The organism is Gemmatimonadota bacterium (genome assembly GCA_016714015.1).
In the GTDB taxonomy this organism is placed as follows: domain Bacteria; phylum Gemmatimonadota; class Gemmatimonadetes; order Gemmatimonadales; family Gemmatimonadaceae; genus Pseudogemmatithrix.
Genome location: JADJNZ010000001.1, coordinates 246,762 through 273,141 on the forward strand (window position 1 = coordinate 246,762; position 26,380 = coordinate 273,141).

The 26,380-nt window shown below is 73.3% G+C and carries 13 protein-coding genes and 2 pseudogenes; 4 read left to right on the forward strand and 11 right to left on the reverse strand.

Annotated elements, in window-relative coordinates; all coding sequences use genetic code 11:
• Window positions 1-42: 42 nt before the first annotated feature.
• From IPJ78_01010 to murQ, 3 genes and pseudogenes are all read right to left on the reverse strand, one after another.
• Window positions 43-1,497 (reverse strand): hypothetical protein, encoded by a 1,455-nt coding sequence (locus tag IPJ78_01010; protein MBK7905124.1) that lies wholly within the window; start codon window positions 1,495-1,497, stop codon window positions 43-45.
• Window positions 1,494-2,687: an anhydro-N-acetylmuramic acid kinase gene (locus IPJ78_01015; GenBank protein ID MBK7905125.1), complete on the reverse strand. Its 1,194-nt coding sequence runs from the start codon at window positions 2,685-2,687 to the stop codon at window positions 1,494-1,496. The genes IPJ78_01010 and IPJ78_01015 overlap by 4 nt, the downstream gene beginning before the upstream one ends.
• Window positions 2,684-3,602: pseudogene (gene murQ / locus IPJ78_01020) on the reverse strand (N-acetylmuramic acid 6-phosphate etherase). The gene IPJ78_01015 and the pseudogene murQ overlap by 4 nt, the downstream one beginning before the upstream one ends.
• A gap of 86 nt (window positions 3,603-3,688) precedes the next feature.
• Between murQ and IPJ78_01025 the strand changes: the two are divergent.
• Together IPJ78_01025 and ggt are read left to right on the forward strand one after the other, a co-directional pair.
• A complete protein-coding gene (locus IPJ78_01025; GenBank protein MBK7905126.1) occupies window positions 3,689-4,333 on the forward strand; it encodes a hypothetical protein in 645 nt (214 codons plus the stop codon).
• Between the two features lie 164 nt (window positions 4,334-4,497).
• On the forward strand, window positions 4,498-6,246 hold the full coding sequence (gene ggt / locus IPJ78_01030) for a gamma-glutamyltransferase (GenBank protein MBK7905127.1): 1,749 nt from the start codon (window positions 4,498-4,500) through the stop codon (window positions 6,244-6,246).
• A 470-nt stretch (window positions 6,247-6,716) separates the two neighbouring features.
• On the opposite strand, the pseudogene IPJ78_01035 reads toward ggt, so the two are convergent.
• Window positions 6,717-6,803: pseudogene (locus tag IPJ78_01035) on the reverse strand (glycine zipper 2TM domain-containing protein).
• A gap of 671 nt (window positions 6,804-7,474) precedes the next feature.
• Between IPJ78_01035 and IPJ78_01040 the strand changes: the two are divergent.
• Window positions 7,475-9,259 (forward strand): ABC transporter ATP-binding protein, encoded by a 1,785-nt coding sequence (locus IPJ78_01040; GenBank protein ID MBK7905128.1) that lies wholly within the window; start codon window positions 7,475-7,477, stop codon window positions 9,257-9,259.
• A gap of 53 nt (window positions 9,260-9,312) precedes the next feature.
• On the forward strand, window positions 9,313-9,852 hold the full coding sequence (locus IPJ78_01045; protein ID MBK7905129.1) for an outer membrane beta-barrel protein: 540 nt from the start codon (window positions 9,313-9,315) through the stop codon (window positions 9,850-9,852).
• 75 nt (window positions 9,853-9,927) lie between these two features.
• On the opposite strand, the gene IPJ78_01050 is transcribed toward IPJ78_01045, so the two are convergent.
• From IPJ78_01050 to IPJ78_01080, 7 genes are read right to left on the reverse strand one after another with little or no spacing between them, the layout of a single operon-like run.
• Complete coding sequence (locus tag IPJ78_01050) at window positions 9,928-11,031, reverse strand: SGNH/GDSL hydrolase family protein (GenBank protein ID MBK7905130.1); 1,104 nt, start codon at window positions 11,029-11,031, stop codon at window positions 9,928-9,930.
• Window positions 11,028-11,906 carry an alpha/beta hydrolase gene (locus IPJ78_01055; GenBank protein MBK7905131.1) on the reverse strand — a complete coding sequence of 293 codons (879 nt, stop codon included), beginning with the start codon at window positions 11,904-11,906 and terminating at the stop codon, window positions 11,028-11,030. Before IPJ78_01055 ends, IPJ78_01050 begins: the two co-directional genes overlap by 4 nt.
• Window positions 11,903-12,616 (reverse strand): alpha/beta fold hydrolase, encoded by a 714-nt coding sequence (locus IPJ78_01060; protein ID MBK7905132.1) that lies wholly within the window; start codon window positions 12,614-12,616, stop codon window positions 11,903-11,905. Before IPJ78_01060 ends, IPJ78_01055 begins: the two co-directional genes overlap by 4 nt.
• Before the next feature lie 2 nt (window positions 12,617-12,618).
• Window positions 12,619-15,879, reverse strand: coding sequence for an amino acid adenylation domain-containing protein (locus IPJ78_01065; GenBank protein MBK7905133.1), 3,261 nt, complete (start codon window positions 15,877-15,879; stop codon window positions 12,619-12,621).
• Window positions 15,879-19,022: an amino acid adenylation domain-containing protein gene (locus IPJ78_01070; protein MBK7905134.1), complete on the reverse strand. Its 3,144-nt coding sequence runs from the start codon at window positions 19,020-19,022 to the stop codon at window positions 15,879-15,881. The genes IPJ78_01065 and IPJ78_01070 overlap by 1 nt, the downstream gene beginning before the upstream one ends.
• Window positions 19,022-21,073, reverse strand: coding sequence for an aminotransferase class III-fold pyridoxal phosphate-dependent enzyme (locus IPJ78_01075; protein MBK7905135.1), 2,052 nt, complete (start codon window positions 21,071-21,073; stop codon window positions 19,022-19,024). The genes IPJ78_01070 and IPJ78_01075 overlap by 1 nt, the downstream gene beginning before the upstream one ends.
• The gene (locus IPJ78_01080; GenBank protein ID MBK7905136.1) at window positions 21,070-26,370 is read right to left on the reverse strand and encodes an amino acid adenylation domain-containing protein; all 5,301 of its coding nucleotides are present in this window, start codon (window positions 26,368-26,370) and stop codon (window positions 21,070-21,072) included. Before IPJ78_01080 ends, IPJ78_01075 begins: the two co-directional genes overlap by 4 nt.
• Window positions 26,371-26,380 lie beyond the last annotated feature (10 nt).

A 26,380-nucleotide genomic window follows, 5' to 3' on the forward strand; every position in this document is an offset into this window, starting at 1 on the left:
GATGATACGTACGGTTGCCCGGAGGGGCGAGGTTCCACGCCGTCAGCCCAGACGACGGGCCAGGGCCTGCTGCATCGCGCGCGTGCCGTCCCAGGCACAGACGACGTTCGCCGCCTCGGGGATCTCGGCGGCGAGTCGCGGCGGCCCGAAGAGCGCCACCACCACCGTGCGCCGCGCCTGCCGCGCATCCGCGATCACCTGCGCGACCCGCCGCCGCGTCGGGACATCGTACCCCGCCCGTCCCTTCCCCGTGCCGGGCCCGCCGAAGAGCGCGAGCAGGACCGCTCCCTCCCCTTCGGCCGTCGGCGCGTCCACGAGGCGGGGCGCGTGCCCCATCGCGCGGAGCGCGTCGACGAGATGCTGCCGCGGCGGCACCGGCCAGCGCGACGACGCGTCATCATCCACCTGTATGACGTCCACCACCGGCCCGACGTTCGCGAGGATCCCGCGGACCGGGTGCACGAGGGTGTCGGCGAGCTGGCGCGCCCAGAGGACGTCCTCGAGCGTCGGCTCCCGCCCGGGCCCCGGCATGGCCCAGTCGGCCCAGAAGGTCCGGCGGTTCCGCGCCTCCTCGAGCGCCAGCGCCGGGAGCATCCCGCCGTCGTAGCCGCGCTCGAGGGTCTCGAGCACGCCATGCAGGTCGTGCGGGGCGAGGAGCAGGTCGCAGCCGGCGGCGATGGCCTCGATGGCGGCGATCCCCTCGTCGTCCCCTTGGCGCAGGCCCGGGGCCGAGAGCGCGTCGCTCACGATCAGCCCCTCGTAGCCGAGCTCGCCGCGAAGGAGTTCGGTGAGCATGGGGCGCGAGCGCGCCGCCACGCGGCCGGTGGCATCGAGCGCGGGATAGGCCGCGCTCGCCGCCATGATGCTCGCGACGCCGGTGTCGGCCGCCGCACGGAAGGGGAGCAGATCGTCGGCCCAGAGCGTGCCGGCCGCGGTCGGGATCACGACGGGTCCGAGATGCGGATCGGCGTCGGCGCGCCCCATCCCGGGATAGTGCCGCACGCATGCGAGCACGGCCTCGGCCTGCATCGCGTCGACCCACTCGACCGTCCACTCGGCGGCGCGCTGCGCGTCGAGCCCGAAGGTGCGCGCGCCGAGCAACGGGTTGGCGGGCTCGCGTTCGAGGTCGCCGCTGGGGCCGAGCGCCCAGTTGATGCCGAGGCCGCGCAGCTCGCGCGCGGTGAGCTTGGCGGCGCGGCGCATCACGTCGGCATCGCGCAACGCGGCGAGGGCCGCGAGGGGCGGCAGGCCGGTCGCATCGCTCACCGCGCCGCCTGGACCGCCGTCGATCTCCGCGCCGATGAGGAGCGGGAGGCGCGAGCGGCGATGCAGCTCGGCGGTGAGCGCCGCGACCTCGGCGCGCGACCCGCCGCTGATCCAGAAGCCGCCGACGCCCACGTCGATGGCGTCGCCGATCATCTCCTCGAGATACGTGAAGCCGAGCCCCGGGTCCCACCGGAGCTGCGGGACGAGGAGCGAGGCGAGCGGGTGCGTCACCGCGGGTGGAAGGCGCCGAGGAGGCGCGGCCCGCGCGCGCCGGTGGCGCGCGGCACATTGCCGGCGCGCCCTTCGAGGTGCAGCCACCCGAGGAACGCGAACGCGACCGCCTCCTTGGCATCGCCGTCGAAGAAGACGCGATCGAAGGGCCGCACATGGCGGCCGGCGAGGGCCATCGCGATCGCCTCGCGGAGGACCGGATTGCGCGCGCCGCCACCCGAGAGGAGGATGTCGTCCACCGGCTGCGGCACGAAGCGCTCGAAGGCGAGCGCGATGCTGCGCGCGGTGAACCAGACGGCGGTGCAGATGATGTCCTCGTCGGTCGCGGCGGGACGGGCGGCGCGGCAGCGCGCGACGAAGTCGGCGATGAACCGCGCCGTGTAGCGCTCGCGCCCGGTGCTCTTGGGCGGCTCGACGGCGAACCAGGGATCGGCGAGGAGCGCCTCGAGGACCGGCTCGATGGGCGTGCCCTGCGCGGCGAGCGCCCCATTCAGGTCGAACGCGAGCGCGGGACGCAGCAGGCGCGTGACGCCATCGATGATGCAGACGCCGGGGCCGGTGTCGAAGGCGCGCACGCCGTCGAAGTCGGCGCCCTGCGCGCTGCGCGGCGGGACGACGGTGAGGTTGCCGATGCCGCCGAGGTTCTGCAGGACACGCCAGTGCGTGTCGTCGGCGAAGAGGAGGGCGTCGGCGATGGGGACGAGCGGCGCGCCCTGCCCCCCCGCGGCGACGTCGCGCACGCGGAAGTCGGCGATGACGTCGAGGCCGGTGCGTTCGGCGATCACCGCCGGTTGGCCGAACTGCCAGGTGCCGTGCGGCGGCTCGTGCCAGACGGTGTGCCCGTGCGAGGCGACGGCGTCGATCTCCTCGCGCGGCACGCCCGCCTCGGCGATCGCGGCGACGGCGGCGTCGGCGAGCCAGCCGCCGAGGGCGAAGTCGAGGCGCGTGTACTCGCTCGGCGTCGCGCCCTCGAGCGCGGCGGCGAGGCGCGCGCGCGTGGCGGACTCGTAGGCGCGATCGACATGCGCGAGGAGCTCCGGCGTCACGCGACCCTCGCCGTCCTCGTGGAAACGCACGACGGCGGCGGTCACGCCGTCGAGCGAGGTGCCCGACATGAGGCCGACGAGCACGCGCGGTCGCGTCGCGCGCGGGATCGAGGCGTCGGTGTCGCGCACGAGCTGGAGCGTCACGCGGTCTCCACCGGCGGCGGCGCGTCGGGGACGACGCGGCGGATGACGCCGCCGGCCTCCGCGAGCCGCGCGAGCGCCGTGGCGCGATCGAGGCCGAGCTTGTGCATGGTGATCGCGACCTTCACATGGCCCTGCGCGTCGGCGAGCAGCCGCCGCGCCTCGTCGCGTGTGAGGCCGCAGGTGGTGATGACGAGGCGTTCGGCGCGGTCCTTGAGCTTGTCGTTCGAGGTCTGCAGGTCCACCATCAGGTTGCCGTACGTCTTGCCGAGGCGGACCATCGCGCCGGTGGTGATCATGTTGAGCACCATCTTGGTCGCGGTGCCGGCCTTGAGGCGGGTGGAGCCGGTGACGACCTCGGGGCCGGTGATGGGGACGATCGCGACATCGAGCGCGGCGACGAGCTCGGGGAGCGGGGGGCGAGCAGGCGAGGATGCCGGTGCGCGCGCCGAGGGTGCGCGCGTGCTCGAGCGCGGCGCGCACGTACGGCGTGGTGCCGCTCGCGGCGATGCCGAGGACGAAGTCACCGGCGGTGACGTTGGCGGCGGTGAGGTCGGCGCGGGCGCCGTCAGGGCGGTCCTCGGCCCCCTCCTGCGAGCGCGTGAGCGCGGCCGGTCCGCCGGCGATGATGCCGACGACCATCGACGGATCGCTGCCGAAGGTGGGCGGACACTCGGAGGCATCGAGGACGCCGAGGCGTCCGGAGGTGCCGGCGCCGAGGTAGAGGAGGCGGCGGCCGTCGCGGAAGGCGGCCACGGCGAGCTCGATCGCGCGCGCGATGGGTTCGCGCTGCGACGCGACCGCGTCGGCGACGGCGCGGTCCTCGGCGTTCATGAGGTCGACGATCGCGAGCGGGCTGGCGAGGTCGATGTCGGCGCTGCGCGGGTTGCGGCGCTCGGTGACCCGGGGATCGAGCACGAGGGGGCGGGGTCTGAGAGGGGCGGCGGGGCGCCCGGCGTCGTCGGTGTCGCCTGCGGCCCGCGTCCCCTAAGTTATCGCACGTGATGACCCCTCGCATCCTCCTCGCCTCGCTGGTCCTCCTGGTCGCCCGCCCCGCGTCGGCGCAGATCATCAGCGTCCCCTCGGTGGACGAGGCGCGCCGGCCGCTCGCGGTGAGCGCCACCTTCGGCTTCCTGCAGACGCAGAGCCGCTTCGACGGCCAGAGCGGCGTGCTCTGGAGCCTGGGCGAAGCGCTGCAGTACCGCGCATCGGTGGAGCTGGGGATGAAGAGCGGCGCGTTCGGCGTGGCGGCGGCGCTCGCGAGCGTGCCGATCCGTCGCGACGGCGGGACGGCGCCGCTCAACTCGAACGGCGACATCGAACTCCGTCAGTTGCTCGCGACCTTCCGCACGCCGGAGATGGAAGGCGCGCACCAGATCGTCGAAGTGGGGATCGGCGCGTCGCAGTGGGCGAACTACTCGGGCACCGACCAACTGACGGCGGCCGAGGCCGAGCCGCGCAACGCGTTCACGCTGGTGGTGGGCTACGGCTTCGGCTTCACGATCGGCGACCGCGCGGCACTCACGCTGGTGCAGGACGTCTCGACGCTCTGGGGCTCGAAGGAAGGGCTGCCGAGCGGGGCGTCGCGGATGGTGCGGCAGTATACGACGCGCGTCGGGATGAGATACCGATTCTTTGGGAGGCGATGAAGTGTCACGATGAAGGCTGAAGGATGAAGGGTGAAAGTGAACTGCTCCTTCTTCCTCGTGTGCCCTTGGTCTCGAGCGCGTTCTCCGTCTTCTCTGTGTCCTCTGTGTCCTCTGTGGTGAATAGCAGTTGCCGTTCCCCCGCACCCCGAATCGCCATGCGCACCATGTTCCGACGCCCGATCGCCCTCGTCACGCTCGCCGCGTTCGCGTTCACCGCCTGCCGTCCGACGGCGGCGGCGCCTGCCCCGACGGCGCAACCGACCGATGCCCGCTACTCGGGCACCTTCGCCGGCGGATTCCGCTTCCCCGAAGCGCGGGAGGCGGCGTTCGGCGCGCATGCGATGGTCGCGAGCAACAGCGAGCTCGCGAGCGCGGCCGGACGCGAGATCCTGCAGGCGGGTGGCAACGCGATGGATGCCGCGGTGGCGGTCGGGTTCGCGCTCGCGGTGACCTATCCGTTCGCCGGCAACATCGGCGGCGGCGGGTTCATGGTGATCCGCATGGCGGACGGCCGCACCGCGGCGATCGACTATCGCGAGATCGCGCCGCTCGCGGCGACGCGCGACATGTTCGTGGACTCGGCGGGGAAGCTCACCGACAAGAGCGTGGTGGGACATCTCGCGTCGGGCGTTCCGGGCGCGGTCGCGGGGATGGATGCGGCGCTCGACCGTTTCGGGACGATGTCGCTCGCGCAGGTGATGGCGCCGGCGATCCGGCTCGCGCGTGAGGGCTTCACGGTGGACAGCGCGCTCTTCCGTTCGCTGAGCGGCGCGAAGCAGCGGATCTGCCGGTTCGAAGGGTGCGCGACCTTCTATCCCAACGGCGAGACGGTGGCGCCCGGGGCGCGGCTGGTGCAGGCCGAGCTCGCGCGGTCGCTGCAGCTGATCGCCGAGCGGGGGCCGGCGGCGTTCTATGACGGTCCCGTGGGCGCGGCGCTGGTCGCGGAGATGGAGCGCGGCGGCGGGATCATCACGCGCGAGGACCTGCGCCGCTACGCGCCCAAGTGGCGCGAGCCGGTGGTGAGCACGTATCGCGGGCACACGCTCATCACGATGCCGCCGGCGTCATCGGGCGGGATCACGATGACGGAGACGTTCAACATCCTCGAGACGTTCGGACCGCTCCCCGCCTTCGGCACGCCGGAGTACATGCACCTGGTGGCGGAGGCGTTCCGGCGCGCGTTCATCGACCGCAACGCGAAGCTCGCCGACCCCGACTTCGTGCCGGTGCCGCGCGAGGAGCTCACGAGCAAGGCGTACGCGCAGCGACTCGCGGCGCAGATCGACCGCGCGCGCGCGTCGGTGACGCCGGCCTTCGACCAGGGGCGCGAGCCGGAGCACACGACGCACTACTCGGTGGTGGACGAGAAGGGCAACGCGGTCGCGACGACGACGACGATCAACGGCGGCTACGGCTCGGCGGTCTGGGTGCGCGACGGCGGGTTCTTCATGAACAACGAGATGGACGACTTCGCCGCGCAGCCGGGGACGGCGAACATGTTCGGGCTGGTGCAGGGCGAGGCGAACGCGGTGCAGCCGGGGAAGCGGATGCTCTCGGCGATGTCACCGACGATCGTGCTCGACCCGCAGGGGAACGTGCTGCTGGTCGTGGGGGCGGCAGGCGGGCCGACGATCATCACGGCGGTGACGCAGGTGATCCTGAACGTGATCGAGCACCGCATGACCCTGGCCGACGCGATGCGCGCGCCGCGGATGCATCATCAGTCGCTGCCGGACGAGATCCGGGTGGAGAGCGTCGGGTTCCCCGAGGCGTCGCTCGAGCGGCTGCGGGCGATGGGGCACAAGGTCGTGACGACGCAGGGGATCGCGAACGTGAATGCGGTGATGCGGGTGCCGGGTGGCTGGCACGGCGTGAAGGAGCCGCGCGGTGCTGGGGCGGCGCTCGGGTACTGATTCACTGCGTTCACCACAGAGGGCACAGAGGGCACAGAGCACTGCGGAGAGGTGCAACTGCTTTCACCACAGGGGCACAGGGGGCACAGGGGCATCCGTGCGCTGGAGCCGAGCTCGGTGGGGGCTCACGGTCCTTTTCTTGGGAATGACAACGACAGCGTTCGATGACGCGCTGTTCACCCCAAAGAGCCGTTCCCTGTGTCCCCTGTGCCCATGTGGTGAACGTGGTCGCTCCGAGGAAGGCGGAAGGATGAAGGATGAAAGCAGAAGGGCGGAGAGCGCCAAGCGCCCTCCGCCCTTCTCTGTGTCCTCTGTGCCCTCTGTGGTGACCGCCGTTCAGCCGTTCACCGCATCCGGCATCACGCACGCGGCACGGTGAGCGCCTTGGAGATCGCGATGGTGATGGTGCCGTTGGCCGGGAGGCAGCCCTCGTAGTCGGCGGTGCCGGCGGCGACCGCGCCACCCGCGGCCGCGCCGACGGCGGCGCCGATCACGGTGCTCTTGGTGTTCTTGCCGAGGAGCTGGCCGGCGACCGCGCCCACCGCGGCGCCCGTCGCGACCTTGCCGACCTGCTGGCCGGTGCTCTGCGAGCGCACGGCCTCGATCGTCGCGACCTGCGTCACGTCACCCTCGACGGCGAGCGTCTGCGAGCCGATCTGCACCGAGACCACGTCGAACGCGAACTTCCAGTTGTCCTTCGAGTTCTTCGAGATGGCCGACTCGGTGACGGTGAGCGTGACGACCGAGCCCGCGGGGATCCGCGCGCCGTTGGTGCCGGTGACGTCGGCGCCGAGGGTCGCGGTGAAGGTGTCGCCGGCCTTGTGCGTGTTGGTGCACATGCGCGCCGCGGTGGTGACGGCGAACGAGGTGCCCGCGGCGATGGTGCCGGAGCGCGCGGCCGGCGCCTTGGTCGGCGTGGTGGCGACCGGCTTGGGCGCCGGGGCCGGGGCCTTGGTCTCCGGGGCCGGCGTCGGCGCCGGGGCCGGGGCGGCCATCGCGGTGTCGGCCATCGGCGCGCCCGAGTCCGCCGGGGCGAGCTGGATGTCGCGCGCGGCGGCGTCGGTCTTCGGCTCGCCGCCGCAGGCCGCAACGGCCGCAACGATCATGAGCGGCGCGATGGCGCGCCGGATAGTATTCGACAGCATGGGGCTTCTCCGTGGGGTGTGGGGGCGTACGACCCCTGTAAGATCGACCCCGCGCACGCGCAAAGCAACGATTCCAGCCATTTGTGACCTCGCTCACACGTCTCCTCCCCTGGGCCGGCCCCTACCGGCGGCAGTACCTCATCGGGCTCGCGTGCGTCGCCATCTCCACGGCGCTCTACAGCGTCCAGCCCACCCTCGTGCGCCGCGCGATCGACGCCATGGGCGCCGATGCCCCGCTCCGCGGCGTGTTCACCATCGCCGGCCTGATGGTCGCGACCTCGCTCGTCACGGGGTGGTTCCGCTTCCACATGCGCGAGATCCTCAACGGCGTCTCGCGCATCGTCGAGAACGACCTGCGCGACGCGCTCTTCGCGCGGCTCACACGACTCGACCCCGCCTGGTTCGCGCGCAACCGCACGGGCGAGGTGATGGCGCGCCTCACCAATGACCTCGGCGCGGTGCGCATGGCCGTCGGCCCCGCGGTCATGTACCTCACCAACACGATCTTCGGCGGCGTCTTCGCGCTCTCGTTCATGATCGCGATCAGCCCGCGCCTCACGCTGCTCGCCCTGCTGCCGATGGTGCCGCTGCCCCTCGTGATGTGGGGACTCGGCCGCGCCATACACCAGCGGTTCGAACGGGTGCAGGCGCAGTTCGGCGACCTCACCACGCATGTGCAGGAACACCTCTCCGGCGTGCGGATCGTGCGCGCCTACCAGCAGGAGGGGGCGGAGGTCGGGCGCTTCGGGCAGCTGAGCGCCGACTACCTCGAGAAGAACCTCGGGCTCGTGCGCCTCAACGGCCTGATGAACCCGAGCTTCACGCTGCTCGCCGGACTCGGCGCCGCGATGGTGCTCTGGCTGGGCGGGGGGATGGTGCTCGACGGCACGCTGACCATCGGCGCGTTCGTCGCCTTCGGCCTCTACCTCGCGAACCTCACCTGGCCGCTGATCGCGCTCGGGTGGGTGACGAGCCTCTTCCAGCGGGGCGCGGCCTCGATGACGCGCCTGCTCGAGATCCTCGACGCCACGCCGGCCATCGCCGATCCGCCGGCCGCGACGTCGCTCCCGGAGACGCACGGTGGCCGCGCCCTCACCTTCGAGGGGGTGCGCTTCGCGTACCCTGACAAGGCGGGCGGGCTCGGCCGCGAGGTCCTCGACCGCATCTCGGTCACCGTGCCCGCCGGCGGCACGCTCGGCATCGTCGGTGCGACCGGCTCGGGGAAGACGACGCTCCTCGAACTCATCCCGCGTCTCGCCGACCCGACCGAGGGGCGCATCCTCCTCGACGGCGTCGATCTCCGCGCACTGCCGCTCGCGGTGCTGCGGCGCGAGATCGGGTTCGTGCCGCAGGAGAGCCTGCTCTTCAGCGAGACGATCCTCGACAACCTCACCTATGGCGGCGCGAGCGCCGACGATGCGCGCTGGGCCGCGGGGATCGCGCAGCTCACCGAGGCGATCGACGGCTTCCCCGCGCGCGAGGCGACGATGCTCGGCGAGCGCGGCGTGAACCTCTCGGGTGGGCAGAAGCAACGGGCCGCGATGGCGCGCGCCCTCGCGCGTCGGCCGAGCGTGGTGATCCTCGACGACGCGCTCTCGGCGGTGGACACGCACACCGAGGCAGCGATCCTGCGCGGGCTGCGCGAGGCGCTCGCCGGACGCACGGCGATCATCGCGTCGCATCGCATCACCGCGATCCGCGACGCGCACTGGATCATCGTGCTCGACGAGGGGCGCGTGGTCGAGCAGGGACGGCACGACGAGCTGCTCGCGGCGCGGGGGCGCTACTGGACGCTGTTGCGGCGACAGCAGCTCGAGGACGAGCTCGCGTCGGAGCCGACCGCTGTGACGACCGCTGTCCCGTTGTGACGCCTTGGGGATCGGGAAGTCAGGTAAGGAGAACCCTTATCCCGGAGCTCACAGTGCACAGATTCGTTCGCACGTCCGTCGCCGCCGCCTCCCTCCTCCTCGCCTCGGCCACGGTGTCGCAGGCGCAGATGGCGGAGTCGCGCTTCGGCGCGAAGGCCGGCATCGCGCTCCCCATGGGCGACTTCGGTGACGCGGTGGGGCTCGGCTTCCATCTCGGCGGCCACCTCGCGCTCCCGTTGCAGGGCAAGCTCGCGCTTCGCTTCGACGTCGACTATGGTCGGTACAGCGGCGAGGACGGCTTCGGCATCGACAACGTCTCGCTCCTCGGTGGCGTGGCGAACCTCGTCTATCGCATGGAGACGAGCAGCGAGCTCAAGCCGTACATCCTCGGCGGCGTCGGCTTCTACAACACCACGATCGAAGGCAACGGCGGCGGCTCGGCCGACGAGTCGAACCTCGCGTTCAACGCGGGCATCGGCTACGACTTCAAGTTCGGCAACTCGAACCTCTTCACCGAGCTTCGGTTCCTCTCGATCCAGACCGACGGCAGCTCGACCACCACGCTCCCGATCGTGATCGGCCTTCGGTTCTGATCCATCGGTCATCTGACGGAACGCGGGGGGCGGCCATCGGCCGCCCCCCGCATGCGTTCCGCCCCTGCCCTGCGTTCAGCGCGCCGCGAGTCCGCGGACGAAGGTGTCGAGCTCGGCGTCGGTGATCGGCGCGAGGTGGGTCCCGAGTTGCGCATCGAGCTCCGCGACGAGCGCCTGCACCCAGTAGGCATTGAACACGGTCCCCGCGTGCCCGTCGGCGACGGCAGCGTGTGTGAGCGCGTCGCCCTGCGAGAGGGTGACGGTGAGGCCCCCGATCGTCTGGGCGCGGTAGTCGCGCGTGACGGTCGCGCCCGAGGTGCCCGAGGTGCTCCAGCTGCCCCAGCGTGCCGCGAAGGCGGCGCGATCATCGATGAACGCGACGCCCGGCGTGGCCGCCGCGAAGGCGCGCAGTGCGCCGTCGAACGCGTCGAGCAGGTGCCGCTGCGCCGCGAGTCCCCTCGCCTCCTTGAAGAGGTCGAAGTTGGGCGGCCAGTTGGCGTTGTCGAGGATGCCGACGAGGACGATGCGCAGCGCCGGCTGCGCGGCGCGCAGGGTGCGCACGCTCGCGAGGATGGTGTCGGTGCATTCGCGCGCGAGCCCGCGGAACGCGTCCGCATCGGCCTCGCGCGAGAGGCGTTCGAGGACCTCGCGCCGGCCGAGGTCGTTGATACCGATGCGGAAGAGCACGAGGCCGTCGCGCCATGCCTCGGGATCGCGCGCGATATCGTGCCGCAGTTGCGCAACCTGGCCGCGCGGCCCGGTGAGGTTGGCGCAGCGCGCGCCGGAGTAGGCGACGTTCCACGCGTAGTCCTGCTTGCGGGGCGAACGGAGGCGGATGCCGACCCAAGCCGCGACGCGCGCGACGCGCGGATGCACCCCGCGCGCCCCCCACGCGCCCTGATCGATCGCGTCGCCGCGCAGGCGCTCGAGGATCTCGGTCCACTGGAAGGTGACCGCGCGCTGCGGACCACCGCGCTCGGGTGACCCGTCGGCGAAGGAGACCGAGTCGTGGAAGGCGTGGCTGTCGGAGTTGCCGAGGACGGCGAGGCGCATGCGGGTCGGGGCGGCGGGATCGGGACGGGCCTCGGGGGCGCCGCACGCTTCCGACGCGCTCACGAGCACCAGCAGCAACGGCAGCAGCAGCGCGGTCGCGCGACGGCGCGCGCGCTGCCCGCTCACGGGACGAGGGCGCCGAGCCACTCCGCGGTGTCCTTCACGAACGAATCCACCTGCGCGCGGGACCCGAACACATGGTCGAGGTGCGAGGCCCAGACGACCTCGAACTGCGCCGGCGTGAAGGCGGTCGGGAGCGCCTCGCGGACCTGCTCGGGCGCATTGCAATAGTGGCGGACGCCGGACGAGAGGACGAAGCGGAGCCGGCCGCCGTGGTCGCGGAAGGCGCGCGCGCGACGATCGGTCTCCTCGGGCGAGGCGACGAGCAGGCCGTAGTAGCCGGGCGGGCGGCGCAGCGGATCGACGCTGCCGCGCCAGCGGTCGATGCGGGCCTTGAGGGAGCGCCCGGTGAGGAAGTTCCCCCACGCGCGCCCGCTCGTGAGCGACCGCGCCCACTCGCGACGCAGGAAGCCGCTCGTGCGGTGGACCGTCGGATCGAAGAGCACCGCCGCATGCACGCGCGGATCGTCGCTGCCGGCGTGCAGCGCGTTGTCGGCGCCGGAGCAGAAGCCGACGAAGGCGATGCGACCCGCCCACTTGCCGTCCTTGTCGCGCGCGCAGGCGAGGTCCACCGCGTCGCGGATGTCGGCGGTGACGGCCGCCTCGAGCGAGGGCTCGGTGGGCCGCCCGCTGTCCCCGATGCCGGAGAGGTCGAAGCGCAGCACGGGGTGCCCGCGCGCCGCGAGCGCGCGCGCGAGATGCACCGCCACGCGCGACGGCCCGATGCGATGCAGGATGCCGGCGCCGAGGATGATGACGGGGATCGCCGTCGCACCGCCCTTGGGTTCGGTCCAGATGCCGAGGAGCCCGCCGTTGCGCCCGAACATCACGGCGCGCTCACGATAGGCGCTCACCACGGGGTTGCTCGCGGGCGTCGTCATTCGCCGAGGGCCTTCACGAGGCGTCCGAGGAGTTCGGTGGGGACGGCCCCCGCGCCGAAGTCGTGCTCCTCGATCCAGCAGGTGGGGGACCCTTCGACCGAGACGACCTCCTCGACCGCGGCGCGCAGCGGCTCGGGGACGCCGTGCCCATGCTCCGACATCGCGAGGTGCATCCGCACGCGGCCGGTCGCCGCCGTGTGCACGGTGAGCGCATCGAGCTCCGCGCGCAGCCGCGAGTCGGGGACGTCGGTGTAGGGCGTCCGGTCGATCTTGGTGGGCGTCTGCACTTCGGTCGTGACGATCGGCGGGTCCCAGAGGATCACGTGCTCGATCCCGCGCGGCCGCCGTGCGGCGACCTCAGCGGCGATGGCCGCGCCGGCGCGGAGGCCGATGAGCGAGACGCGCGTCGAGCCCGACAGCCCACCCACCTCCTCGATCGCCTCCTCGACGTCGCGGATCCACTGCGCGAGCGTGAGCCCCTGCCCGATGTCCCCCCAGCTGTCGCCGGTGCCCGAGTAGTCGAAGCGGAGGACGTCGTAGCCCGCCTCGGCGAGGCGATTGGAGAGGATGCGCAGCGTGCGGTGCGCGCGCAGGTGCTCCCAGCCGATGGGGCTGAGGATCACCACCGCCATGCGACGACGCGGGGCGTGCCCCTCCTCGTAGAGCCCGAAGAGCTGCTTGTCGCGCGCGCCGAAGTGGATGGGGAGCACGGCTACTCGGCCAACTGCGCGAGGGTGGAGAAGAAGAAGCGGCGCGGGTCGATGCGACGCCCGGTGCGCTGCTCCACCGCGGCGACCGCCTGGAGCGAGAGGAGCGAGTAGCCGCCGAGCTCGAAGAAGTTGTCGTGGCGGCCGACCTGCGGGAGATCGAGCAGGCGGCGCCATTCGATCGCGATCGCCTCCTCCATGGTCCCCTGCGGCGGCGCGAACTCCGTGCGATCCGTCGCGGCGGTGCGCGTCGGATCGGGGAGACGGCGGCGGTCGACCTTCCCGTTCAGGGTCAGCGGCATCTCGGTCACGGGGACGAGGATGGCAGGGACCATGAAGGCGGGGAGGCGAGTGCGCAACTCCCGGCGCAGCTCCGATGAGGTCGGCGGGTCATCGAGCCCGTCCTCGAAGAGCACCCAGCCGATGAGTCGGCGGTCGGCGACCTCGCCGCGCGCGTCCACGGTCGCCTGGCGGATGCCGGGGAGCGACTCGAGCACGCGTTCGACCTCGGCGAGCTCGATGCGGTGTCCGTGGACCTTCACCTGCGTGTCCACGCGCCCGAGGAAGGCGAGCGTGCCGTCGGCGCGCCAGCGCCCGACATCGCCGGTGCGATACATCCGCGCGCCCGGCACGTCGGAGAACGGGTCATGCACGAAGCGCGCGTCGGTGAGCTCGAGCCGGTTCCAGTAGCCGAGGGCGACGCCAGCGCCGCCGATCCAGACCTCGCCCGGCATCCCCTGCGGGACGGGGCGGCGCTGGTCGTCGAGGACGTAGACGTTGGTGTTGAGGATCGGCCGGCCGATGGGGATCGGCCCCTCGCGGTCCACCACGCGATGTGCGGTGGACCAGACGGTCGTCTCGGTGGGCCCGTACATGTTCCAGAGCGTGTCGCAGCGCTCGAGCAGGCCGTCGGCGACGGCGCGCGGAAGGTCCTCGCCGCCGGCGAGCGCGACGCGGAGCCGGCCCGGCCAGCCGTCGTCCAGCAGCAGTCGCCAGGTCGCCGGGGTCGCCTGCATGACGGTGACGGCGTTCGAGCGCATGCGCTGCGCGAGCGCGGGCGCGTTGAGCGTCTCGTCCGACGAGGCGATCACGACGCGCCCGCCACTCACGAGCGGGAGGAGCAGCTCGAGGAGCGAGATGTCGAAGGCGATCGTCGTGACCGCGAGCAGCACGTCGTCGGGGGTGAGGTGCAGGAGGTCCTGCATCCCGGCGAGGAAGTTGGTGAGCGCGCCGTGCGTGACGGCGACGGCCTTGGGCTGACCGGTGGAGCCGGAGGTGTAGAGCCGGTAGGCGACGTCGGTGACGTGCGGATGCGCCTCGCCGGCGGCGCTCGACGACATCATGAGGTCGTCCTTGAGCAGCGGCCGCAGGCCGATCTCCTCGGCGAGGCCGCGGGTGCCGGCATCGACGATGGCGAGCTGCGCCCCGCCGTCCTCGGCCATGAAGCGGAGCCGTTCGACGGGGTAGCTCGCGTCGAAGGGGAGATAGCTCGCGCCGGCGCGGAGGATCCCGAGGAGCAGCGCCGGCAGGTGCCGGTCGCGCTCGACGAGCATCACCACCGGATCGCCCGGGCGCAGGCCGCGCGCGCGGAGTGCGGCGGCGACCGCACCGGCGCGGGTCCAGAGTTCGCCGTAGCGCACCGCCCCGTTGGGGTCCTCCACCGCCACGCGCTGCGGCGCGCGATAGGCGTGTGACTCGATGTCGGAGAGGAACGAATCGAGCGACTCGAGGTCGCGCTGCGGCCCGCGCCGGCCGCGGGTCTCGGCCTCCGCCTCCGCCGCGTCGAGGAGCGGCAGGTCGCGGAGCGGCGTGTCGGGGGCCGCGACGGCGGCGACGATGAGCCGCACGAAGGCGCGCGCGAGCGTCTCGACCGACCGCCCGTCGTACAGGTCGGTGCGCATGTCGATGCCGGAGTCCAGGCGGTCATGGTACTCGCGCATCCACATGCTGATGTCGAACGTCGTCGCGTGGATCGGATGGTTGATCGACCGCACGCGGACGTTGCCCCACATCCCGGGCCGGTCGGCGGCGTACTGGTGCGTGAGGAGCGTCTGGAAGATCGGCGTGCGGCTGGGATCGCGGCGCGCGAGGCGGCGCACGAGCCATTCGAACGGCGTGTCCTGGTGGTCGAGCGCCGCGATGGTGCGGTCGGCGACCTGCCGCATCAGCTCGCGGAAGGTCATCGTCGGCGTCGGATGCGCGCGGATCGCCATCGTGTTCACGAAGAATCCGACCACCTCGTCGAAGCGCGGCTCGTGGCGTCCCTGCACCGGCACGCCGACGATGAGGTCGTCCTGTCCGGTGAATCGATGGAGCATCGCCGTCCAGGCGGCGAGGACGACGCTGAACACGGTCGCATGCGACGCCTTCGCGAGCGCGCGGAGGCGAGCGAGGTCGGCATCGCGCAGCTCGAAGTGCACGCGCATGCCGCCGTACCCCACCTCGGCGGGACGCGGACGGTCGCCGACCAGCTCGAGGTCGGGGATCGGCGCGGCGAGGGCCTCGCCCCAGAAGCGCTCGCTCTCGCGCGCGCGGTCGCCGGAGACGCGCTCCCGCTGCGACTGCACGTAGTCGCCGTAGCCGGCCGTGAGTGCGGGGAGCACCGGCGCACGGCCCTCGAGCCGCGCGGCGTAGCACTCGGCGATGTCGCGGTAGCAGATGTCGAACCCCCACCCATCCCAGATCGCGTGATGGATGAGGATGTTGAACACATGCAACTCATCGCTCACGCGCAACATGGTGAAGCGGATGAGCGGTGGCTGGTCGAGCGGGATGGAGGTGCGTCCCGCATCGGCGACCCAGGTGAGGAGCGCGGCGGGGTCGTTCGGGTCGGCGAGGACATCCGCCGCCTCGAGCTCGTCGTACGAGAAGACGGTCTCGGCGGCATAGTCGAGGAAGGGGCGGCCGGCCTCGGTGCGCAGGTGCACGCGCCCGAGATCGTGGCGCTCGACGAACTCGCGCACCGCGGCCTTGAAGAGGTCGGGACGGAGCGGGCCTTCGAGCCGCACGGCGCCCTGCAGCACCCATCCGGTGAGCCCGGGCTGGAGGCGATCGAGGTACCAGAGCCGCTCGAGCTGCCCCGAGACCTCCACGCCCCACCGCCCCGCGCGCCGCAGCTCGGCGACGAGCGCCGGCTTGTGCTCCTTCAGGAGGCGCACCTCCTCCGGCGTGAGCGCGCCCTTCGGCGCGCGCACCTTCAGCTCGTCCCCTTCGACGCGCAGGCCGACGCCGCGATCGTGCAGCCGCGCGAGGAGGTCGCGGATCATCACAGGCTCAGCTCCTCGTACGAGGCGCCGCTGACACGCGACTGCGGGATGGCCTGCACGAAGTCCTCGAGCCGGCTCTGCTCGAAGAGGCGCCGCAGGCCGATCGTCACGCCGAGCTGGTGCTCGAGGCGCGAGATCACGCGGCCGACGAGGATCGAGTGCCCGCCGAGCGCGAAGAAGTCGGCGGAGCGGCGCGTGACGGGCGCGCCGAGCACCTCCGTCCAGACGCGGGCGACGAGCCGCTCGCGCTCCGACCACTCGGCCGGATCATCGGGCGTGTCCTCGACGGTCATCGGCGAGGGGAGAGCCGCGCGGTCGAGCTTGCCGTTGGGCGTGAGCGGCATGGCGGCGAGCGTGACGAGATGCTGCGGCACCATGTAGGACGGCAGCAGCGCGCGGAGCCGGCGAAGCATCGCCTCGGCATCGACCGCGCGTCCGGCCGCGGGCACCACGTAGGCGGCGATGCGCGCGTCGCCCTGTCCGTCATCCCAGAGACGCGCGCCGGCGACCGCGACCTCGGGCATCGCCGCGAGGACGGACTCCACCTCGCCGAGCTCCACGCGGAAGCCGCGGATCTTCACCTGCGCGTCGGCGCGCCCGAGGAAGACGAGCGTGCCGTCGGGGCGCCAGGCGGCGAGATCGCCGGTGCGGTACATGCGCGCACCCTGCGCGAGCGGATGCGCGACGAACCGTTCGGCGGTGAGCTCCGGCCGCGCGTGGTAGCCGCGCGCGACGCCGTCGCCGCCGATGAGGAGCTCGCCCGGTACGCCGACCGGCACGCGGCGGTCGCGCGCATCGACGATCTCGACCTGCGTGCGCGCGATGGGACGCCCGATGGGGACCACCGACTCGACGGCGGTGATCTCCTGCAGCGTGGACCAGATGGTCGTCTCGGTGGGTCCGAAGACGTTCCAGAGTCGCGCGACACCGCGGTGCAGGCGCGCGGCGAGCTCGGCGGGGAGCGCCTCGCCGCCGCAGAGCGCCTTGAGGCCGGCGGGGGGGACCCAGCCGTCGTCGAGGAGCATGCGATAGGTCGAGGGCGTCGCCTGCATGAGCGTGATGCCCTGCGCGGCGATCGCGTCGGCCAATGCGCGCGGGTCGCGCGCGGTGGTGCGGTCCACGACGAAGACGCTCGCGCCGGTGACGAGCGGCAGGAGCAGTTCGAGCGCGGCGATGTCGAACGAGAGCGTGGTGAGCGCGAGGACCCGGTCACTCGGCCCGATGGGCAGCGCCGCGGCCATGGCGGCGAGGAAGTTCGTCACCGCCGCATGCGGGACGAGCACGCCCTTGGGTCGGCCGGTGGAGCCGGAGGTGTGGATCAGGTACGCGATGTCCGCGGCGACGAGGGCGTCGTTCGCGCCCGCTGTCGCGCCCGCGGCCGCGCTGGCGCGCGCGCCGGTCGGGAGCGCGGCGAGGTCGAGCACGGCGGTGCCCGGCGGCGCGAACTCGGGGAGCGCGCCCTCGACGAGCCAGACGCGCGGCGCCGCATCCTCGAGCATGAAGCGCACGCGGTCGCGCGGATACTCGGGGTCGATCGGCACGTAGGTCGCGCCGGCGGCGAGCGTGGCGAGCAGCGCCACGGGGAGCGAGCGCGACCGCGAGACGGAGAGCGCGACGCGGTCGCCGGGCGCGACGCCAGCGCGCTGGAGCTCCTCACCGAGCGCGCGCGCCTGCGCGACGAGCCCGGCGTAGGTGAGCGTGCCCGCGGCGTCGCGCACGGCGATGGCCGTCGGCGATGCGGCGGCGGTGCGCAGGATCCACTCGTGCACCGTCGCCGGTGGCGCGGCGGCGAGCGACGGGCCCTGCCATTCCCCGTCGAGCCGGGCGCGCGTGGCCGGCGGGATCGCGTCGAGCGCGGCGGCGGGGCGGTCGGCATCGGCGACCATCGACGCGAGGAGCGCGACGTAGCCGGCGAGCCACTCGCGCACGAGCGCCTCGCTGAAGCAGTGCGCGTTGTACTGGCACTCGATGACGAGCGGCCGCCCCTCGTGCTGCACGAGGTTGAGGAAGAGCTCGAAGTACTCGGCGACGCGCGGGATGGTGCGCACCTCGCCGCGCAGCGCGGTGCCGGCGAGCAGGGTATCGAGCTTGAGCCCCTGGTCGACGTTGAACATCACGGGCGTCACGGGGATGCGGCCGGGGACGCGCGGGAGCGCGACGGTCCGGAGCAGGCGGCCGAGCGTGAAGCGCGCATGCTCCTGCACGTCGAGGAGGCGCGTCCCCGCGCGGCGCACGAGCGCGCCGACGGACTCCTGCGCATCGACGTAGAGGCGCACGGGCAGGACGTTCACGCAGTGCCCGACGAGTCCCGGCATGCCGAGCGTCGCCTGGCCGGCGGAGGGGAGCGCGAGCACCACGTCATCCTCGCCGCAGAGGCGGCTGACGGTGGCGGCGGCGGCGGCGAGCATCGCCGCGACGAAGGTCACCTGCTGCCTCGCCGCGAAGCGCCGCACCTCGGCGACGAGCGCGGGATCGACGTCGACGTCCACGCGCGCGGCGCGGTAGTCGCGCACGGGGCCGCGCGCGCGCTCGGCGGGGAGCTCCATCCGCGGCACCGAGCCCTCGAACTGCCGGCGCCAGAACTGCTCCGTCTCGGGCGCGATGGGCGCGCGGTCGCGCTGGGCGTAGTCGATGAAGCGCGGCGCGTCCCCGAGCGCGGCGGCGGGATCGCGATAGAGCGTGAGCAGTTCCTGCACGAGCACGCCGAGCGACCAGCCGTCGCAGGCGAGATGATGCGCGAGGAGGACGAGCTCGGTGCGGTCCGCGGGGCCGTCGAGGAGGATGGCGCGGAAGAGCGGCCCCTCGTCGAGGTCGAACGCCTCCACGGGCGCGGCGGCGCGACGCTCCACCCGGAGCGGCCGGTCCCAGACGAAGAACGCCTCGTCGTCCTTGCTGAAGGTCATCCGCAGCGACTCGTGCCGGCGATGCACGGCCTCGAGCGCCGCGATGAGGCGCGCCTGGTCCACCGCGCCGTGCAGCGTGAGCTGCGTCCCTTCGTTGTACGCGAGGTTGGCGTCGTCGCCGAGGCGGGCGACGGCGAGGACCTCGCGCTGGGCGTCGGTGGTGGGGGCGGACGCGACGAGCGCGCCGCCGGCGAACGGATCGAGCGGGGTGCTCGCGCGCTTCGACCTCGGATCCGCCATCAGGCCTCCACCTGCACGTACGTGCCGGGAGCCGCCGGATCCTCGACGAACCAGGCGGCCGAGCCGTCGGCGGCGCGCCCGAGGCGCGCGCCGGGGACGGGCGGCGTGCTGAAGCGCTCGGCGGCGGGCGCGATGCTCGGCGCGGCGGCAGGCGAGGTCCAGAAGCGCGCGGCGAACATCCGCGCGATGGCGCGACGGAAGGCGGCGACGACCGCCGCGAGATCGTCGTCGCTGTGCGCGAGCGTGAGATAGGTCGGGAAGCCCTCGAGCAGATGCACGCCCTCGTCGCGGAGGAAGTGCCAGAGGAAGGTGTTGAGCGGATCGCGCGGGTCGGTGGCCTTCAGGTGCATGATCGACCCGAAGTGCTCCATGGAGACCGGCGCCTGGAGTTCGCGCGCGACGGCCTGCATGGCGGCGACGAAGCGCGCCGCGCGGGCGTTGAGGTCGGCCTGCAACGACGGTCCCGCGTCGCGCAGGTAGCGCAGCGTGGCGACCGTCGCCGCGAGCGCGAGCGGGTGGCGCACGAAGGTGCCGGCGAAGAACGAGACGCCCTGCTCCGGCGCGCTCTCGTCGCCGAAGGCCCAGGGGCCGCCGTCGAGCACGTCGATGAAGGGCCGCCGGCCGGCGACGACGCCGATGGGGAGTCCGCCGCCGAGCACCTTGCCGTAGGTGACGAGGTCGGCCTCGACGCCGAAGTGGTGCTGGGCACCGCCCGGATGCACGCGGAAGCCGGTGACGACCTCGTCGAGGATCAGCACCGCGCCCGACTCGCGCGTGATGCCGCGCAGCGCATGGAGGAACTCGCGCGGCTGGAGCGCCGGATGCCGCGACTGCACCGGCTCGACGAGGACCGCGGCGAGCTCGTGCGCGTGCGCGCGGATGTACTCGAGGGCGCGATCGCTGCCGTACTCGAGCACCGTCATGTCGTCCACCGCGCGCTGCGGGACACCCGGGGCGCTCGGCACGGTGCGAGGGCCGCGCGGCCCGTCGATCCCGCGCAGGAGCACCTCGTCGAAGTTGCCGTGGTAGTCCACCGCGAAGGTGACGACGCGCGTGCGCCCGGTGACCGTGCGCGCGATGCGCAGCGCGGCCTGCACCGCCTCGGAGCCGGTGCAGACGAAGGTCGCGCGATCGACGCCGGTGAGTTCGCAGACGAGCCGTGCCGCCTCGCCGGCGAGCGGCGACGAGGGCCCGAGCTCGAAGCCGCGCTCGAGCTGCGCGCGCACGGCCGCGACGACGAACGGCGGATTGTGCCCGAAGAAGGTCGGACCGAAGCCGCTGAGCAGGTCGATGTAGCGATTGCCGTCGAGATCCCAGAGGTACGCGCCGTCGGAGCGGTCGACGACGAGGGGATACACGATCTCCTTCCACTGGTCGTTCCAGCCGCTCGCGGTGCGCGGGTCGGCGTGCACGGCGCGCTCGGCGCCGATGATCGCCTTGGAGCGGGCGGTCTTGCGGTTCCACGCCTCGGCGAACTGCCGGACCGCCGCGTCCTGGTGCGGCGTGAGCGCTCCCGGTTCGGCGCCGGCGGACACGACGGGGCGGGCGACCGGGCGGGCGACGGGGCGCGCGCGGGGGGCGGACGGCTTCGTGACCGGCGCAGGGGCCGCGGCCTGCACGAGCGCGATGCCCTCGGCGTTCGCGACGGCCTGCAACTGCGCCTTCATGAGTTCGAGCTGCGCGACCATCATCGGCACCATCGCGGCCGCGCCCTCACCCGTCGCCGTGCGGACCGCGGCGGACAGCGCGTCGGGCGCGGCGGCCGGTGCGGTCGATCGCGCGGCGTCGTGCGTGGGGGCCGTCTCCCGCTCCGCGCCCTCGGCGGCGATGCGCGCGCAGACCGCGTCGATCGTCCGCGTGGTGGTGAAGAACTCGCGGAAGCCGATGGTGATGCCGAAGCGGCGCTGCAGGCGCGACGCGAGCTGCGTGAGCGTGAGCGAATCGAGGCCGAGCTCGGCGAGCGACGTGGCGGGATCGAGCTCATCGGCGGTGATGCCGGTGAGTTCCTCGATCAGCGACGCGACGGCCTCGCGCAACGCGGGCGTGCTCACTCCGTGGCTCCCACTGCGGAGGGATCCGCGGTCACGCTGCGCAGCACGCTGAGCTGGTCCTGGATGAGATGGAGTTGATCCTGCAGCAGGCCACGCAGGTCGCGGGCGGTGCCGGTCTGACGGGAACGGACACCCGCGTCGCGCGACGGCTCGACCCACAGCCGACGCCGCTCGAACGGGTATCCGGGCAGTGCCGCACGAGAAACGGTCAAGAGACTGTCGAATCCACTCCAAGTCAACCCATCGAGGCCACTTCGCCAGAGGGCACCGACCGCGGTCAGGAAATCCCCGAACTCCTGCGCCTGGTCGCGTGCCGGCAGGAGGGCCGCGCTCACCGCGCGAGCACCGAGGTTCTGGAGACCGAGGGCGGACAACGACTCGCGCGGTCCGGCCTCGACGAGCAGCACCGGACGGTCGGCGGCAGCGGCCACGAGCCCATCGGCGAAGCGCACCGGCTCCCGCAGCTGGCGCGCCCAGTACGCGGGATCGATCGCATCCGCGGCCGTGATGAACGTGCCGCTCACGCACGAGATGAACGGGATCGTCGGTGAGCGCAGTGTCACCTTCCGCATCACCGACTCGAAACGACTCGCCGCGTCGTCCATCGAGGGCGAGTGGAAGGCGTGCGAGGTCTGCAGGCGGCGACAGCCGATGTCGTCGGCCGTGAGCGCGACCTCGAGCGTGGCGATCGCGGCCTCGGGACCGGCGAGGACGCAGAGTCGCGGCGCATTCACGGCCGCGACGACGACGTCCGCGCCGAGGCGGGGCCGCACCTGCTCGGCGGGGAGCCGTACCGCGAGCATCGCGCCGCCGGGCATCGCGGCCATGAGCCGGCCGCGCGCGACCACCGCGCGCATCGCGTCGTCCGGGGTCATCACCTCGGCGAGCGCGGCGGCGGCGAACTCGCCGATGCTGTGCCCGACCATCGCCGCGGGACGGAGCCCGCCGGCGAGCAGCCGCTGACCGAGCGCGTACTCCAGCGCGTAGAGCACCGGCTGCGCGATCTCGGTCTCGCGCAGCAGCGCGGCCGTGGTCGCGTCGTCGGCGAAGAGCCAATGCGTGAGCGACTTGCCGCGAATGCGGCCGGCGGCCTTGGCGCAGCGGTCGATCGCCGCGCGGAAGATGGCGTCGGCGGCGTAGAGCGTCTTCCCCGCCCCGGCGGTCTGCGCGCCCTGGCCGGGGAAGAGGAGGATCGCGTCGCGCGCCGTGGTGCGCGGCAGCGCGTCGTCGCCCGCGGCGAGCTGATCCAGCGCGGTCGCGGCCTCCTCGCGCGACGAGGCGACGACGACGGCGCGGTGCTCGAAGGCGCGACGTCCGAGCCGCAGCTCGGCGGCGACGGCGTCGAGGGCGGGCGCCGGCTCGCGCCGCAAGCCCTCGGCGAGGTCGCGCGCGCGCGCGCGCAGGGCGCCCGGCGTGCGCGCCGAGAGGAAGAGCATCCGCGCCGTGCTCGGGGAGGGCGCGTCACGCCTCGTGCGGGTGCCGTCGCGGGAGGTTCCCCGCGACGCGGCGCTCGCGTCCGCCCCGCGATGCTCCTCGACGAGCAGGTGCACGTTGGTCCCGCCGACGCCGAACGAGCTCACGCCGGCGCGACGCGGGTGGCCGTCGGTCTCCCACGCGATCCCGTCGCGCGCGACGAGGAAGGGCGAGTCGGTGAAGTCGATGCGCGGATTGGGCGTCTCGACGTGCAGGGTGCGCGGGATGAAGCCGTGGCGCATCGCGAGGAGCACCTTGATCACGCTCGCGGCGCCGGCGGCCGCGGTGCAGTGACCGATGTTCGACTTCACCGAGCCGATCCAGCAGAAGCGGCGGCGGTCGGTGGTGCGGGCGAAGGCGCGGGTGAGCGCCTCGACCTCGATGGGATCACCGAGCGGCGTGCCGGTGCCGTGCGCCTCGACGTAGCTCACCGAGTCGGCGCGCCAGCCGGCATCGGCGAAGGCGCGCGCGACGGAGGCCTCCTGGCCCTGCACCGTCGGGGCGGAGAAGCTCGCGCGCCCCGCGCCGTCGTTGGTGACGCCGACGCCGTGGATGACGCCGAGGATGCGGAGCCCGTCGCGCTCGGCGTCGGCGAGGCGCATGAGGAGCACCATCGCGACGCCGTCGCTGAACACCGTGCCCGACGCGTCGGCGTCGAAGGTGCGGGTGCGGCCGTCGCGCGAGAACATGCCGCCCTCGACGTGCGCATGCCCGCTGTTCACCGGCACCGTCACCGACGCGCCGCCGGCGAGCGCGCGATCGCACTGCCCCGCGCGCAGCGCCTGCACCGCCATCGCGATGGCGGTGAGCGACGTGGACGACGAGGTCTGCACCGCCATCGCGGGGCCGCGGAGGTCGAGGCGATGCGCGATGTGCAGCGCGGCGTAGTCCTTGTCGTTCTGGAAGAGCAGCGCCGCGTCGCCGAGGGCCTCGGCAAGCTCGGGATGCGTGCGGAGGTTCTGCGACGCGTAGGCGTTGTGCGAGACGCCGGCGTAGACGCCGGTGAGGCGCTCGCCGTCGCCGGGGACGATGCCGGCGTCCTCGAAGGCGTTCCATGCGGCCTCGAGCAGGAGGCGCTGCTGCGGGTCGGTGATCTCGGCGAGGCGCGGGTTCATCCCGAAGAACTCGGGATCGAAATCCTCCACGCCGTCGAGCACGCCGCGCGCCGGCGAGTAGTGCGGCGCCAGGCGATCGGGGATCGAGGCATCGATCCCGTCGCGCGAGAAGTGGCGCACGCCGTCGCGCCCCTCGCGGAGGAGCGTCCAGAGCGCGTCGGGCGACGCGGCGCCGGGGAAGCGGCCCGCCATGCCGACGATCGCGATGCGCGCGTCGCGCGACGGAGCGTGGGACGGATCGTGCGTCGCGGCCCCGGACGACGCGCGCGACGTCGACGTCGCGCCACTCCTCACCACGCCCGACTCGCGCTCGGCGAGATGCGCCGCGAGCCGCGCGATGGTCGGGAACTCGAAGACGCGCACGATCGGCAGCTCCACGCCGAGGCGGAGGCGGATGGCCTCGGCGAGCAACAGCGCGAGGAGCGACGTGCCGCCGACATCGAAGAAGGCCGCGTCGCGGTCGGTCACGGGCGCGCCGAGCAGCTCGGTCCAGATGCCGGCGAGCGCCGACTCGAGCGCGGTGAGCCGCGCGGGAGTCGCGGCCTGCGCCGCTGGCTGCGCCGCGCGCTGCGCCTCGGGCGGCGCGACGAACATCGACGCGATCGCGCGGCGATCGACCTTCTCGTGCGGCGTGAGCGGGAGGTGCTCGAGCACGACGAACTCGGCGGGCACCATGAACGCCGGCAGTCGCTCGGTGGTCAGGCGCGTGGCAGCCGCGATGGCGGCCGGCGCCTTGGCGCGCGGCGCGAGCACGAGCGCCGCGCGGAGCCGCGCGCCGGCCCCTTCGCCGACGAGGACCACCGCCGCCGCGCGCACGCCGGAGGCGGCGACGAGGGTGCGCTCCACCTCCTCGAGCTCGACGCGATGGCCGCGCACCTTCACCTGCGCGTCGGCGCGGCCGAGGAACTCGAGCGTGCCGTCGGCGCGATGGCGGGCGAGATCACCGGTGCGATACACGCGTTCGCGACGGCCGCCGGGGAAGCGCGCGGTGACGAAGCGTTCGGCGGTGAGGTCGGCCCGTCCGACGTAGCCGAGGGCGAGGCCGTCGCCGCCGGTGCAGAGCTCGCCGACCATCCCCGGCGGCACGAGGCGCTGCGCGGCATCGAGGAGATAGACCGTCGTGTTGTCGATCGGCCGACCGATCGACACCGGCGCGTCCTCGGCGTCGCGCCCGCGGACGCGGTACTCGGTGGTGTAGTTGTTCTCGGTGGGACCGTAGCCGTTCACCACGAGGAGCCGCGGGTAGCGCCTGGCCGCGCGCACCGCCTCGCGCGGGGGCATCGCCTCGCCGGCGACGAGGAGCAACCGGAGCGTGGCGAACCTGGCGAGCTGCGTCTGTGCCATCTCGCGGAAGATCCCCGGGGTCATGCAGCTCACGGTGATGCGATGCGCCGCGAGCAGGCCGCCGAGCTCGGCGAGGGAGTGGAGCGCCGCGGAGGACTGGTGGAGCGTCGCGCCGTTGAGCAGCGCCCCCCAGGTCTCGAAGAGGTTCACGTCGAAGGTGAACGGCGTGTGGCCGAGGACGCGATCGGTGGCGCGCACGCGCGTGAGGCGGTTGCCGACGACGAGGCGCACGACGGCGCGGTGCGGGCACTCGACGCCCTTGGGCTCGCCGGTGCTCCCCGAGGTGAAGAGCACGTATGCCGGCCGCGCGCCGCCGCTCCGCGCCGCGGGGAGGAGCGCGGGGAGCGTCCCCGCGACGGGCGTGTCGAGCGGCGCGAGGACGATCAGGCGCGCGGCCCGTGCGCCGCTGCCGGCGATCGCCGCGGCCTGGTCGCGTCCGTTCGCGAGGCAGACGATGGCCTCGAGCCCGGCGATCTCGCGCATGCGCCGGAGCCGCGCGATGGGCTGCGTCGCCTCGAGCGGGACGGCGACCGCACCGGCTTCGAAGACGCCGGCGAGCGCGACGGTCTGCGCGGCCGAGCGCTCGACGAGCACGCCGACGCGCGCGCCGGGCTTCACGCGCGCGGCGATGAGCTGGGCGCGAAGACGCACCGCCTGCGCGACGAGCTCGGCGTAGGTGAGCCGATGCTCGGCGTCCTCGACGGCGACGGCGGTGCGGCGCTGGGTCGCGGTCGCGCGGAGGAGCGCGGCGAGCGAGGCCTGCGCGGGATAGCGGTTCCGTCGACCCGCCCACGCGCCGAGGAGCCGTGCACGCTCGGTGGCGGTGACGAGGTCGATGGCGCCGAGCGCGACGCGCGGCGACCGGATGGCGGCGGCGAGCAGCGTGACTAGGCGCGCGAGGAGCTGCGCCACGACCTCGCGCGGCAGCCCCTGCGCCGAGAGCGCGAGCGACCCGCGCCCGGCGACCCGGACGATGGCGAGGTGGAGCGCGCGCTCGTCGGCGGCGGGAGCGCGCGGGACGGCGTCCGACTCGGCGGCGCGGATGCGTTCGGCCGCATCGTGCAGCGTCATATCCGCGTCAACGCCGACGAAGAGCGGCAGGACGCGCGAATCGCCACGCGTGACCAGCAGCGGGACGGCATCCTCGGGCGCGTAGCGGCGGAGGATGTCGGCGAAGGCGGCGACGAGCAGGCGCGGGATGGCGGTGTCGGCGACCGTGGCGCTCGCCTCGAGCGCGGCGATCACGGGCGCGGGGAGCGCGTGCGTGACCCGGAGCGGACGGACGGCGCGGCGTGCGGCGACCCACGGCAGCCCGGGCACCCGCCCCAGGCCCGCGATCGACTCCGCCTCCGTGCCGCCGTTCAAGAACGCATCC